General features: G+C 64.5%; 13 protein-coding genes and 1 pseudogene. 4 read left to right on the top strand and 10 right to left on the bottom strand.

Annotation, left to right across the window (positions count from 1 at the left end; all coding sequences use genetic code 11):
- The 3 genes and pseudogenes from B4E36_RS13425 to B4E36_RS13415 all read left to right on the top strand — a co-directional run.
- Nucleotides 1-263 (top strand): annotated as a pseudogene (locus tag B4E36_RS13425) (CoA transferase); the annotation flags it as partial.
- A 68-nt stretch (nucleotides 264-331) separates the two neighbouring features.
- A complete protein-coding gene (locus B4E36_RS13420; RefSeq protein WP_345900457.1) occupies nucleotides 332-1192 on the top strand; it encodes an FAS1-like dehydratase domain-containing protein in 861 nt (286 codons plus the stop codon).
- 5 nt (nucleotides 1193-1197) lie between these two features.
- The gene (locus B4E36_RS13415; RefSeq protein ID WP_345900456.1) at nucleotides 1198-1989 is read left to right on the top strand and encodes an HpcH/HpaI aldolase/citrate lyase family protein; all 792 of its coding nucleotides are present in this window, start codon (nucleotides 1198-1200) and stop codon (nucleotides 1987-1989) included.
- 146 nt (nucleotides 1990-2135) lie between these two features.
- On the opposite strand, the gene B4E36_RS13410 is transcribed toward B4E36_RS13415, so the two are convergent.
- The 3 genes from B4E36_RS13410 to B4E36_RS13400 all read right to left on the bottom strand — a co-directional run bounded on the left by B4E36_RS13410 (nucleotide 2136) and on the right by B4E36_RS13400 (nucleotide 5511).
- Nucleotides 2136-3623 carry a TRAP transporter large permease gene (locus tag B4E36_RS13410; RefSeq protein WP_292057647.1) on the bottom strand — a complete coding sequence of 496 codons (1488 nt, stop codon included), beginning with the start codon at nucleotides 3621-3623 and terminating at the stop codon, nucleotides 2136-2138.
- On the bottom strand, nucleotides 3620-4192 hold the full coding sequence (locus B4E36_RS13405; protein ID WP_292057648.1) for a TRAP transporter small permease subunit: 573 nt from the start codon (nucleotides 4190-4192) through the stop codon (nucleotides 3620-3622). The genes B4E36_RS13410 and B4E36_RS13405 overlap by 4 nt, the downstream gene beginning before the upstream one ends.
- A 95-nt stretch (nucleotides 4193-4287) precedes the next feature.
- Entirely contained in the window at nucleotides 4288-5511 is a 1224-nt protein-coding gene (locus B4E36_RS13400) for a C4-dicarboxylate TRAP transporter substrate-binding protein (RefSeq protein ID WP_292057650.1), read from the bottom strand.
- A 332-nt stretch (nucleotides 5512-5843) separates the two neighbouring features.
- Here B4E36_RS13400 and B4E36_RS13395 point away from each other — a divergent pair, with 332 nt between their 5' ends.
- Nucleotides 5844-6617: a crotonase/enoyl-CoA hydratase family protein gene (locus B4E36_RS13395; RefSeq protein ID WP_292057652.1), complete on the top strand. Its 774-nt coding sequence runs from the start codon at nucleotides 5844-5846 to the stop codon at nucleotides 6615-6617.
- 11 nt (nucleotides 6618-6628) lie between these two features.
- Here B4E36_RS13395 and B4E36_RS13390 read toward each other — a convergent pair whose 3' ends face one another.
- The 7 genes from B4E36_RS13390 to B4E36_RS13360 form a co-directional block, all read right to left on the bottom strand.
- The gene (locus B4E36_RS13390) at nucleotides 6629-7063 is read right to left on the bottom strand and encodes a MaoC/PaaZ C-terminal domain-containing protein (protein WP_292057654.1); all 435 of its coding nucleotides are present in this window, start codon (nucleotides 7061-7063) and stop codon (nucleotides 6629-6631) included.
- A complete protein-coding gene (locus B4E36_RS13385) occupies nucleotides 7060-7545 on the bottom strand; it encodes an FAS1-like dehydratase domain-containing protein (protein WP_292057656.1) in 486 nt (161 codons plus the stop codon). The genes B4E36_RS13390 and B4E36_RS13385 overlap by 4 nt, the downstream gene beginning before the upstream one ends.
- Nucleotides 7546-7566: 21 nt before the next feature.
- Nucleotides 7567-8328: an IclR family transcriptional regulator gene (locus B4E36_RS13380; RefSeq protein ID WP_292057658.1), complete on the bottom strand. Its 762-nt coding sequence runs from the start codon at nucleotides 8326-8328 to the stop codon at nucleotides 7567-7569.
- A gap of 83 nt (nucleotides 8329-8411) precedes the next feature.
- Nucleotides 8412-10016 (bottom strand): AMP-binding protein, encoded by a 1605-nt coding sequence (locus tag B4E36_RS13375; protein WP_292057659.1) that lies wholly within the window; start codon nucleotides 10014-10016, stop codon nucleotides 8412-8414.
- Between the two features lie 27 nt (nucleotides 10017-10043).
- Nucleotides 10044-10838, bottom strand: a complete 795-nt coding sequence (locus B4E36_RS13370) for an enoyl-CoA hydratase/isomerase family protein (RefSeq protein WP_292057660.1) — start codon at nucleotides 10836-10838, stop codon at nucleotides 10044-10046.
- Nucleotides 10835-11755, bottom strand: coding sequence for an acyl-CoA dehydrogenase family protein (locus B4E36_RS13365; RefSeq protein ID WP_292057662.1), 921 nt, complete (start codon nucleotides 11753-11755; stop codon nucleotides 10835-10837). The genes B4E36_RS13370 and B4E36_RS13365 overlap by 4 nt, the downstream gene beginning before the upstream one ends.
- Nucleotides 11755-12909 carry an acyl-CoA dehydrogenase family protein gene (locus tag B4E36_RS13360; RefSeq protein WP_292057664.1) on the bottom strand — a complete coding sequence of 385 codons (1155 nt, stop codon included), beginning with the start codon at nucleotides 12907-12909 and terminating at the stop codon, nucleotides 11755-11757. The genes B4E36_RS13365 and B4E36_RS13360 overlap by 1 nt, the downstream gene beginning before the upstream one ends.
- Between the last annotated feature and the right edge of the window lie 181 nt (nucleotides 12910-13090).

The following is a 13090-nucleotide window of genomic DNA, read 5'->3' as shown; positions in this document are numbered from 1 at the left end:
CCGCGCATGTTTCCTGGCGCGCTGCCGATATCGCCGCCGATCCCCACATGCGCGGCCGCGGCAGCGTGGTGGAGGTTACCGAAACTGATGGAAGCCACCGCATGGCGGCCGGCTTTCCGGCACGGTTTTCGGCAAGCGATGCGCCGGGCATGACGCGCGGCACGCCGGGCCTCGGCGAGCATGAGGATTATGTCTATGGCGAGCTTCTGGGCATCGGCCGCAAGGAGCGCGATCGGCTCGTGGAAGAACGGGTCATCTACTGATCTGCAACGCGGGCGGGACTTTTGTCCGGAGGCGCGCAAAAGCAAAATGGGTTTTGAGGAGTGAGAATTTGACCGTTGAAGCCGCAATGACAGGCCCCGAAAGCGCCATCGGGCGTCGCGAGACAAAGACCGAGACGATCCTGGCCGAGCGGGTGGCCGCACTCGTCGAGACGTTGGAATTGCCGGACATGCCGGTCGCCGGTCAGCCGCTGCCGGCGGGTTTCCACTGGCTGTTCTTCCCCCCCTTCGTCCGCCGCTCCGGCCTCGGCGTTGACGGACATCCGAAAACCGGCGGCTTCCTGCCCGACACCGGTCTACCCCGACGTATGTGGGCCGGCGGCCGCATCTCCTATCACGCGCCGCTTGCCGTTGGCGCGGTCGCCGAGAAGGAAAGCGAAATCCTCAACGTCGTCGAAAAGAACGGCCGCGCCGGCCGTCTCGTCTTCGTCACCGTCCGCCACCGTATTTCAAGCGGCGGCACGCTTTGCATCGAAGAGGAACAGGACATCGTCTACCGCGAGCCGCCGGCGGCCGACGCCCCGAAACCGGTTCCGGCCGCAGCTCCCGAAGGGGCGGCATGGACGAAAGAGGTCAAGCCCGATCCCGTCCTGCTGTTCCGCTATTCGGCGCTGACCTATAACGGCCATCGCATCCATTACGACCGTCCCTATGCCACGCAAGAGGAAGGCTATCCGGGCCTCGTTGTCCACGGGCCGCTGGTCGCCACGCTGCTGCAGGATTTCGCCCATCGTTGCCGTCCTGAGGGAAGGCTGGCGCGGTTCGAATTTCGCGGCATGGCGCCGCTTTTCGTCGACGACAGTTTCACGCTGGAGGCTGCGGAAGGTGAAACACCCGACAGTCTTTCGCTGTGGGCGAGAGGCCCGAACGGCGAACTGGCGATGAAGGCCGAAGCGGTGTTCGGAGCGTGATGCCGATGGCCACACCGCGCAGCTATCTGTTCGTGCCGGGCAATCGCCCCGACCGGTTCGCAAAGGCCGCCGGCGCCGGTGCCGGCGCGGTGATCTTCGATCTCGAGGACGCCGTCGGCCCCGACGCCAAGGATGATGCCCGCGCCCATGTCGCGCGATGGTTCGCTGACGGCGGGACGGGCATCGTGCGGATCAATGGCGCCGACACGCCCTGGCATGGCGATGACATCGCGGCTTTGCGCGATCTTGCGGCGGAGATCATGGTTCCCAAGGCTGAACCCGCGGGCATGGCGGATATTGCAGCGACATTGCCCGCCCGCCCGCTCATGGCGCTGGTGGAAACCGTCGCCGGTCTTGCCGCGCTGCGCGACACGGTGAAGGTGCCGGGTCTGACGCGACTTGCCTTCGGCAATCTCGATTTCAGCGCGGATGCCCGCATTCCCGAAGGCAGCCCCGCGCTCGATCATGCCCGCTTCGAACTCGTGCTGGCCTCGAGGCTCGGCGACCTCCTGCCGCCGATCGACGGCGTCACCACGGCGCTCTCCGACCTGGATGTGATCGCGCGCGACGTGCGCCACGCGCGGTCTATGGGCTTCGGCGCAAAACTGTGCATCCACCCCGCGCAGGTCGCGCCGGTCAATGCCGGCTTCGCGCCGAGCGATGACGAGATCGCATGGGCCCGCCGGGTCATCGCAGCGCTGGAAAGCGCCAGAGGCGCGGCGGTCCGGCTCGACGGCAAGATGATCGACCGTCCCTTGATCGATCACGCCCGGCTGATCCTCGGGGACATAGCCTGAACCTTTGGCCTGGGCGGATGAAATCACCTGCCGCCCGCCAAGATGCGTCAAGACAAATGGAGCGGTTGCGCCCTGAATGCGCAACCGCTCTTTAAGCTTTACGGGAAGGGCGCACGGGCTCTGCTGGATATCCCCTCGTCCGACGGTTATCGGGAGAGCCGCGTTTCCGGAAGCCAGGTCGCTATTTCCGGAAAGGCGATCAGCAGCAGCAGGAATGCCATCGCCGTCACCGCGAAGGGCGCAATACCCGCGAACACCTGGGGAAGCGAGATCGGACGTCCGAGATTGGCCGCCGGGTCCGATGCGATCCGATGGACAACGAATGACAGGATCCCGAGGGGCGGCGTCAGCAGTCCGACCTCGGCCATCACCACGAGAAACACGCCGAACCAGAGCGGGTCCACGCCGACGGCCTGTAGCGGCGAGAGCAGGACGGGGATGGTGAGCAGCATCATCGCCAGCGTGTCCATGAACATTCCGAGGAACAGGTAGACGAGGATCAGCAGCAGAAGCAGCTCGGTCTTGCCGAGACCAAGGTCGAGGATCAGCCCGGCGATGGTGTTGGGAAGCTGGCTGAGCGCCATGGCCCGCGTCAGTACCGCGATGCCGATGATCAGCAGGAAGACGGCGGCGGTTCCCGTCAGTGCGCCCAGCAGCGATTCGCGCATCATGACCAGCACATCGCGCGGCCCCTGTCCGCGCATCAGCATTGAGGCGCTGCCGAAGATCAGCGAGGCGATCATGCCGTAGACACCGGCTTCGGTCGCCGTAAAGATGCCGGCGAAAATGCCGCCGACCACGCACAGGATGACAATGCCGATCGGGGCGATGTCGAGGAGCGAGGCCATGCGCATGCGCCAGGTGATCCCGCTCATATCCACCGCCGGCGCAAGGCCCGGCGTCACCATGGCTCGGATGATGATCATGGCGGAAAAGCTGCCCGCCAGCAGCAGGCCGGGCACGAAGCCGGCAAGCAGTTGCAGGCCAACGGGCGTGGAGGCAGCGCCTGCGTAAATGACAAGCAGCAGGCTGGGCGGGATGATCTGGCCCAGCGTGCCCGCGGCCGCCACGCTGCCGACCGCAAGCCGGGGATCGTAACCCGATTTGAGCATTTCGGGGATCGATACCCTGCCGAGCGCGAAGGTGATGCCGATCGTGCTTCCGCTGCTTGCCGCTAGTACTGCGCCTGCGGTGTTGGTGGCCACGGCCAGGCCGCCCGGCATCCAGCCGAACCAGCGCCTCGCCGCTTCGAAAGCGTTCGACGTCAGGCCCGATTTCCACAGGATCATGCCCATGAGGATGAACATCGGGATCACGCTGTATGACCAGGATGCGACGGAATCGAATGCAACCGACTTCATCGACGAAGTCACGACGCGCAGGCCGGCCAGCGAGTAGAGCCCCAGAAGCGCCGCTCCCAGCATCGCCACGCCGACGGGAATGCCCATCAGCAGGAGAATGATGCTGAGCAGGATCACCAGGATGCCGGACATCTGCTTGGAAAGGTCGCCGAAGAGCAGCGCCCCGGTGGCGCCGAGCGCCAGAACCATCATCACGATGAACACTGCCACGGCGGGGCGGGTGCCGCGTTTCTCCTGTGCGGGAAAATTGGTGTCGGAGCTGTTCGCTTTCACAACGCGGCCTCGTCGACGTCGAAATCTATTTCTCTTGGCAGCCGGCTGCTGAAATGCCGCCAGGCGGTCGCCAGCAGTTGCAGCGAGAGGACGATGACGCCTGCGACCGCCACGAATTTGAACGGCCAGATCATCACCGGCGGCGAGGACGACGTGGTCTCGCCGATCTTGGCGCTGCGGGCGGCGTCAACCCAGGTATAAAAAGCCAGAAACATCAGCAGGACGGCCGCGAGCAGGCTGAAAATCCCTTCAATGGCGCGCCTCAGCCCGATGGGCAGGGAATCCAGCAGCACAGTCACCTTGATGTGGTCCTGCATCTTTTCGGTATAGCCGAAGGCCAGCAATGCCAGCATCGGCATCCACCAGTTGATCGTCATGTCGATCGTCCCCGGAATGGCCCGGTGCAGGAAGGTCCGCCCCAGCACGTCGAGGAACACGTTCAGCGCCAGCAGCACCAGCCCGGCCGCGGCCAGCGCCGCAGACAGGCCGGACAATCCGTCGATCAGCCTGATCGGCAATGGCAGCTTCTCGGACGTCTGCGGCGTTGACGCCTCTGGCGATCCGGTCATGGTGTTTCGAGCCCCTCAGTCATGGACGTATACGACGGACGAGTATGCCGAAAATCCCCGGACGGCGGAACCGGCCGGGAAGGTCCGCGCCCGGATTACTGGCCGATGATCACCGGCCCGGCTTCTTCCTTGTAGGTCTCGATGAAACCTGAAAGGTCGACGTCGCTCAGACCTGTGAAGGCGTCCATGATCGCGGCGGGCGAACGTTCGGCGATAGGATGACCCTGATCGACCAGAACCTGGCGCCAGTAGTCCAGCCGTTCCAGATAGCGATCGACCTCTTCCTGCGGGTTCTCGATCGTGGACGGAGCAGTCTCAGCCATGGCGGCCACCGTTTTGGCGCGCTGTTCGGCGATCACCGGCTCCAGTTCGGACACGTCGTTGACGCGGATTTCCTCAGCGGTGATGAGATCGCCGACCTTGGCCTCGAGTTCGAGATAGGTCTTCCAGATATTGCTGGCGGCGATGATGTTCTGTTCGTTGATGAAGGCCTGCAATTCCGGCGGGAAGCTGTTCCAGGTGTCAAGGTTCATCACCCAGGCCGAGGACTGCATGTGCGACAGGGTCACCGGGACATATTCCTTGGCGACGTCCTTGTAGGTCATCGCGCTGGCGAGCTGGTAGGGGTTCTGGCCGATACAGTCGATCACGCCGCGCTGCAGGGCTTCGTAGGTCTCGTTGAAGGCGATGCTGACGGAGGTGGCGCCGATGGCCGCGACCTCATCGGCCCACACTGGGCCGCTGGTGCGCATCCGCTTGCCCTTGGCGTCCTCAAGCGTCGAGACGGGCGTGTTGCAGAGAAGGTTGTAGGGCGGGGTCGACGTGGTTTGCAATATCTTGAGATTGTGCTCGGCGAATTCGTCGATCAGCGGCTGGAAGGTATAGGCGGTCTCCAGAGCCGTCGCGCCGCCGGCGGCGACATCGTGCACGGTCGATCCGGTAAGCGCCGAGCCGAAGCCATAGAACCAGGCGCCGACCGGGAATTCCTGCGGAATGTAGCTTGCCAGAACCAGACCGATATCCGCCACGCCGTCGGCAACACCCTCGGCCGTGTCCAGCGCGCCCAGCAGCGAGGCCGACCAGTAGTTTTCGAAGGTGATCTTGCCCTCGGTGAATTCGGTGATGGCCTCTTCCCACTTCACCATGGCAGCGCCGAAATTGGCGTTCTGGTCGCCGGAAAAATCGGCCAGCTTCAGCGTCCGCGGCTCAAGATTCTCAAGCCATTGCTCGGCGGCATGTGCGCCGCCGGCGGAGATGACAAGTGCGATGGCCGAAACGGCGGCAAGATACGGTACGCCCGTCATTTTCGTGAGATGCATTCATTCCTCCCTGAGTGCCTTCGGCGCGAAAAGGTGATGAACGCGCCGACCTCCACCCTCCGCTTATCATATACCATTATATAGAACAAGTCGAAAAAGGCTTTGACGCAACGCGGACGGTGCGTCTCTGCTGCATGAAAACGGCGAGATACCTAATAAAATTGAGGAATGTTGCAGGCGGCATCGCGGATTGACTTTATCCAGCGGTCTCATTGAAGCGCTTGTGTTGTCAGGCGCTCCATGAGAGGCTGTTCGTGTATTCCATATTATGGTACATATTTATGATGGCGCCGCGGGCGGTGGAGCGAGGCGCGCGGGATGGGAGAGGAAGAATGACGAAAGAAGAGAGGGTGGTCGAGGTGGAGATGCGCGGGGCGATAGCGGTGATCACGCTCAATCGACCGAAGACGCGCAATGCGGTCAACCGGGCGATGAACGAACAGGCCGTCGCGGCGATGGATGCTTTCGATCGGAACCCCAAGTTACGGGTGGCGATCCTGACGGGGGCGGGTGGCACGTTCTGTTCCGGCATGGACCTCAAGGCCTTTGTCGCCGAGGGCATTCCCTCCGTCCATCCGTGGGGATTTCTGGGGCTCGAACATCATCGCTTCCGCAAGCCTGTCATTGCAGCGGTGGAGGGCGATGCCCGCGCCGGCGGTTTCGAGGCGGCGCTTGCCTGCGACCTGATCGTCGCCGCGCGCGATGCGCGGTTCGGGCTGTCGGAGGTGAAGCGCGGTCTGGCGGCGCTGGGCGGCGGGCTGTTTCATCTGCCGCGCAAGGTGCCGGTCAATGTCGCGATGGAAATGGCGCTGACCGGCGAGCCGATCACCGGCGAGCGGGGATATGAACTCGGCCTGGTGAACCGGCTGTGTGCGCCGGGAGATGCGCTGGTCGAGGCGCTGGCGCTGGCCGGCGAGATCGCGGCCAACAGCCCGCTCGGCGTCGAGGCGAGCAAGGCGGTGATCGCCAGCCAGCACGACTGGAGCTTCGAGGAGAAGACGGCCCGGCAGCAGGCGATCGGCGGACATCTGGCGTCGTCGCTGGATGCGCGCGAAGGCGCGCTCGCCTTCGCCGAGAAACGCCCGCCGAAATGGCAGGGTCGGTAGGCCGGCAGTCGTCAGGCGTTTTCGCCCGGTTGCGGGAGCGCCACAAGGGCGGTTCCGGCAAGGACGCATGTGCCGTCCTCGAGCGCGGCTGCGATCGCGAGGGTGAGACGGATTCCGTCTGCATCGTCACGCCGGGCGGTCACGGTTCCGGTGCACACCAGCACTGTCCCCAACGGGGTTTTGGCGAGAAAGCGAAGGTCAAGCTGGCGCAGCGCGGCCTGCCCGCACCAGCCGGAGACGAGCCGGGTTAGGACGCCCATCGTCAGCAATCCGTGTCCGAACACCTCATCGGCGCCGGCGGCGCGGGCGAAATCACTGTCGAGGTGGATCGGGTTGTGATCGCCCGACGCCTTGGCGAAGCGCGCCAGCCGGTCGCGGGTGATCGGGCCGAAGCGAATTTCGGGCAGCGCATCGCCAACACGGGCCGCGGTCGGCGCGCCGTTCATGCCGAACCCTCTGGCCGGACGTGGATATAAATGCGGCTCACGGTCGTCAGAAGTCCGCGTTCGGGGTGCCCGATCCGCGAGGTGACGCGCGCAAGGTCGAGCGCGCCGCCCTTCTTCAGCTCGAAACCGTCGATCCGATGGCGTATCGTTACGGTTTCGCCGGCCAGCATCGGTGCGAACAGATCATAGGTTTCGGACCCGTGCACGATGTAGCGCAGATCGGCGCCGATGAGGTCCAGAACGGTAGGGTTTCCCTGCTCCCGCGCCTGCCGGGCGGTTTCCTCGTCGATTACATGGGCGAAGGTCGGCGGTGCCACGATGCCGGCGTAACCGGCCCGGCGCGCGGCCTCCTCATCGAAGTGAATCTCCGAGCTTTCGCCGATTGCCTCGCAGAGCGCGGCAATGCGGCAGGCCTCAATTGTCCAGGAATAGGGGCCGACTTCCCGGCCCAGCGCGTCGCGCCTGAAATGCCAGCCGGTCATGACGCCCTCGAAGACATTGTGTCAGGCCCGCTCGTCGCGAAACCGTGCGATCTCGCTTGACATGACCGAGATCCATTCGCGCACATTCTCCGGGGTCGCGTCTGGCCCATAGGCCGCAAGCGATACGGCAAAGCCCGGCGGCCCAACGCTTGCGGGGATGCACATGCCGAGGCCGAAGGTCGAGGAGTAGACCTGACGGTCGCTGATCGCATAACCCGCGGCCCGGGCCTTCGCAACGTTCTCCCGGATGTTCTCGACCGTAAGGTCGGCATACTGGCCGAGTTCCGGCTTGATGGCGGCCAGCACCCGCTCGACATCCTCATCGCCGAGTTCCGAAAGCAGCGCGGTCGCGCCCGCACCCGCGCCCAGCAATCGTCGCTGCCCCACATCCACGGGCATGACGCGGATCACCGACGTGCCCTCCGCCTTGGCGAGGCAGACCGCTTCGAGACCGGAGCGCCGCATCAGATAGGCGGTGATGCCGGTCTTTCTGGCAAGCCGTTCGGGCAGCGAGCGCAGCCCGGCGATATCGACGACCCGGTCCGTTACCGCAAGCCCCAGTTCGTAGCACAGAAGTCCGATCCCATAACGCCGCGTGACCGGGTCGTAGGTGGCGAGATCGGTGTCGGTCAGCGATTTGAGGATGCGGTGCACGGTGGATTTCGGCAGGTCGAAACTCGTGGCGATCGCGCTCAGCGTGGCGGGAGCGTCCTCGGTCGCGCGGGCGATGCGCGTCAGTATCGCGACGGCGCGGCGGATCGCCTGTGTTCCCTCCTGTGACAATGGTTCGGTCCTCCATGTTGCGCGGATCGGTCCATGTTCTAGACGCCCGGCTTCGCCGCCACAAGCCGGACGAGAGCCGCACCTCAGCTTTCGACCGTATCGGCCTCGCCGATCGCGATCTCGCGCAGGTCGGATTTCCTGACCTTGCCGATCGCGGTGGTCGGCAACTCCTCCACGACATGGAGCCGTTCGGGAAATTTCTGGCGGGCAAGGCCGAATTCCGTCAGATGCGCATCCATGATAGCGAAGTCGAAATGGTAGCCAGCCTGCGGCACCACGAAGGCCACGACCATCTCCCCACGTTCCTCGTCCGGTATGCCGACGATCGCGCATTGCCGGACGGCGGGATGCTGCATCAGCGCATTCTCGATTTCGAGCGGGCTGAGGTTCTCGCCCTTGCGGATGATGATGTCCTTGGTCCGTCCGGTGATTTCCAGAAAACGTCCTTCGATCCGGCGACCCAGATCGCCCATCATGAAATAGCCGTCCGGTCGGAAATTGCCCTCCTCATGGGCAGGGTCGAGATAGCCGATCAGCATGCGCGGTGCGCGGGCGGCGATTTCGCCGGTTTCCCCTTCGGCGACGGGTCGGCCTTCGGGATCGAGGATCAGCATCTCGGCCTCGATCTCGCCATCGGTCCCGGCGAAGGCCTCCGCCTCGGCGCGGGTCCTGATGCCGGGACAGGCGACCGGGACCTCGCTCGATCCGTAAGCCCGCGAGACCACCGCGTTGGTAAACCGCTCGAGCCCGCGCCGGATCAGTTGCGGGGGAACGCTCGCCCCGCCGCAGATGAAGCGGCGCAGGCTGGGCAGGCGGGTATCGGCGCGCTCGGAAGCCGCGATGAGATTGACGAGGAACGGCGTGGCGCCTGCCATGAAGGTTGCGCCGTGGGCATCGATTTCGGCAACCGCCAGATCGGGGTCCCAGCGCGTCGTCAGGATCGCGGTGATATCCGAAATCCACGGAAACTCGAAGGCGTAGATCGATCCGCCGATATGGCCGATGGGCGAGGGGATGTAGAACCGGTCCTGCCCGGTTATCCCCCAGAACGTGCTGGTCGAGCGCACGAAGGAGTCCATCGAGGCATGGCTGTGCAGCACCGCTTTCGGCATGCCCGTGCTGCCCGATGTGAAGAACACCGTCTTGATGTCGTTGAAATCGGGCAGGCGCGGCGCGGCGGGCGGCGTCGCAAGCAGCGCCTCGAAACTGTCGGGCGATGCTTCGCCGGCGCGCACCGTGAGCACCATGTGATCGAGCCCGTCCAGCCCGGCATGAAGCGCGGGAAAGTCCGTCCGGCCCAGCATTTCCGGTATGAACACGGCGCGAATGCCGCAGGTCGGCAGCATATGCCGCAGCTCTGCCGCGCGGTAGATCGTCATGAGCGGCACGATCCGGAAACCGAACAGCGCCGCCGCCATGTTGATGACGCAGGCCTCCCACCAATTGGGCAGCTGGAAGCCGATTGCGTCGCCGGGCCGCAGGCCGCGCGCCAGCAATCCGCCGCCAAGCCGAAGCGCCAGATCCACCATCTCGCCGCGAGAAAGCGTGCGTTCGCTGTCGATCACGACGATCCGTTCGGGATCGGCCTCGGCCTTGGCGAGCGCGATGGCCCCCAGGCTTTCGCCGTCGGCCGGCAGGATCCGTCCCGCCGCTTTCAGCTCGGCCAGTCTTTTGTCCAGAACGTTCATGTCTTGCCTTTCTGGTCGCAACCGCGCCTATTCTTTGGCCTTGGCGGCTATCCGGGCCTTCATTTCGTGAACGGCGCGGCGATGCGCCTCGGTGCGCACGGAGACGGATTCGTAGGCGATGCCAGGGTCCATCAGCGCGTGGGCGATGCGCTTCAGTTCGAGGTTCACCGTCACCTTGGTCCAGCGGATTGCCTCGGTATTGCCCGAAAGGAGCTCCTCGCACAGTTCATCGACGCGCGCGTCGAGCTCCTCGGCGGGCAGGGCGTAGTTCACCAGCCCGAGGTTTGCGGCCTCGGCCCCGGTCAGGAGACGCCCGGTCATCAGGAATTCCTTGGCGCGCGGAAAGCCCAAGAGTTGCGGCCAGATGATCGCGCCGCCATCGCCGGCGACCAGACCGACCTTGACATGGGGGTCACCGATCTTGGCCTTCTCGTCGATGAAGATCAGGTCGCAGAACAGCGCGATGGTTGCGCCGAGCCCGACGGCTGCGCCATTGACGCGCGCGATCACCGGTTTTTCGATGTCGAGGAGCGAAAACACGATCCGCTTGGCGTCGGCGGCCTCCCGGTCGAATTCGGCGGGATTGGCGATCAGCTCTTCCATCCGGTTGAGGTCGCCGCCGGCGGAAAACGCCCGCCCTGCGCCGGTGAGCACGATGACGTCGGAACCCGGATCGCGCCCGGCGAATTGCAGGGCTTCGACGAATTCCTGATGCATGACCTGGCCGAAGGCGTTGAGCACATCGGGACGGTTGAAGCTAATCGTCAGCCGGCGGCCCCTGCGCTCCAGCAGCAGGGCCTCGAATTCGGGCAGGTTCGTCATGCATTCCTCCAGAGCCGATCGGCGGCCATTTGCAAATTCGTCGATGCGCCGCCCAGTTCGGAGCGCAGGTGGCGGAGCCGGTAGGTCCAGCGGTGGAGCGGATGTTCCAGCGTCAGGCCCATCGCGCCCATGAACTGGTGGAGATCATAGACGATCTGCGTGGAAATTGACGACGTATAGCCGAGCGCGATCGCGGCGTCGGCACTGTCGAGCTCCTGCGCGGCCTTGAGCGTCAGCCAGTAGGCGGGTTCGAGCCGCGCCGAGGCCATGGCGAGGCGGTGCTGAACGCCCTGGAAGGCTCCGAGCGGCCGGCCGAACTGTTCGCGGTCCTTGACGTGAGCGATGACGGCATCGAGCCCGCCCCGCATCGCGCCCGCCAGTTCGGCGGCAACGGCGATCCGCCACAGGTCGCGGATCCGCCCGGCATCGGCGTCGAGGCGGCGCCATTCCAGCGCCTCGTTCACGATCTCGCCCATCGGATAGGCGTTGATGGTGGGCAGTTCGCGCACATCGCCATCGGATAGCAGGGCGGCATGGACGCCATCGTCATCGATGCGCAGCACAGCCTTCGCCATCGGCAGGAAGCGCACGGCGCCGCCGCGTCGGTCGGTCATCACCGCGATCGGGCGCGGCAGGTCCTCGCCAAGCGCCGGCCGCAGCATGGCCGAGGCGGCGGCCTCGATATTAACGGACAGCCGCGACAGCCGCCATATCATCGCGGCGGCGGCGATCGAGCCAAGGCTTTCCTCCGCGCCGGCATCATAATAGCCGTTCTCATCCAGCGTCCGGTCCAGCGCTTTTGACCAGACCTGCCGGCTCCAGTCGCCCGAGGGCTCCCATTCGGTGCCCTCACCAAGCGCGATCTGCTCAAGGCCGGACAGGAGCGCGGTCATGTCTTCGTTCGGTTCGAAATACATCAGCGTGGCCCCCTCGGCAGTTCAAGATGGCGCTGGGCAATCAGGTTGAGCTGGATCTCTGTCGCGCCCGAGGCGATGCCCGCGACGATCGCCCGTTCATGATGCGCCAGATATTCGGGATAGGCGTTGCCGGTGGTGAATTCGGGCATGAAATCGAGCGCGAAATCGAGCACTGCGTTATCGGCCGCCACCGTCGCCACGCGGGCAAGGCTGGCGTCTGGCCCGGGCGTTTGTCCCCGCGCGCGCATGTCCACGAGCCGGTAGACCAGAAGCCGCGCCGCCTCGCAGGCCGCCGCGGCTTCGCCCGCCCTCATGCGTACCACGCCGTCGTTGAAGCGGTCCTGCCGCTTCAGGTCGGCAACGATATGGCCGAGCACCCGCGAAGACATCGCGTAGCGTGGAATGCCGACCCGTTCGTTGGTCAGCGAATAGTTGATGATTTCCCAGGCCTGGCCTTCCTCGCCGAGCCGCGTTGAAACCGGCACGCGCACGTCGGTGAAGAACACCTCGTGGATGTCGCCATGTCCGACAAGGCTCGGGATCGCGCGCACCTCGATGCCTGGCGTATCCATCGGAACGAGCAGGATCGCGATCGCGGATTTCCCCGCTGAAAGCGGCCCGGTGCGCACCAGCAGGAAACAGGTTTCGGCAAGGCTGGCATAGGAGGTCCAGATCTTCGTGCCGTTGATCACATAGTGGTCGCCATCCCGTTCCGCGCGCGTGCGCAGCGAAGCGAGGTCGGATCCGGCATTGGGCTCGGAAAAACCCTGGCACCAGATCGCCTTGCCCGCCGCCATCGGCGGCAGATAGCGGTCCTTCTGCGCCTCGCTGCCGTAACGCATCAGCGTCGGGCCGATCCAGTTGACATTCATGTACTGTCCGCCGCGCGGCTCGCCAACCGCCCACATTTCCTCGCCGAGAATCAGGTGTTCCCATGCGGTGCCGTTCGCGCCGCCAAGCGCTTCGGGCCAATGCGGCACGAGAAATCCCGCCTCGGCCAGCTTCGGGCAAAAGTCGAGACTGAATTCGGTCTGTTCCTTGGAACCCGGGCCATGCCGGGCGATCTCCGGCCATTCCGCCGGGAGTTCCTTTTCAAGAAAATCGCGGACACGTGCCCGGTAGCGGCGATTGTCGTCGCTCCAATCAAAATCCAAAGCTTCCTCCCGTCGTCCTCGAACGGCAAACGTTCCGTATTGCGGGAACAATGATTTGAAAGATTTTTGGTGTCAAGTGGCGGAATATGTTGAAAACCATGAAATCATTCACTAGCGTGAAAGAAAACGAGATGAGCGCTTTCAGGTATCGTTCCATAATGTGGATTTTAAGAGAGAGGGC

This window comes from Martelella sp. UBA3392 (assembly GCF_002358775.1).
GTDB classification, from domain to species: domain Bacteria; phylum Pseudomonadota; class Alphaproteobacteria; order Rhizobiales; family Rhizobiaceae; genus Martelella; species Martelella mediterranea.
This window is presented reverse-complemented; position numbering and strand designations above follow the sequence as displayed.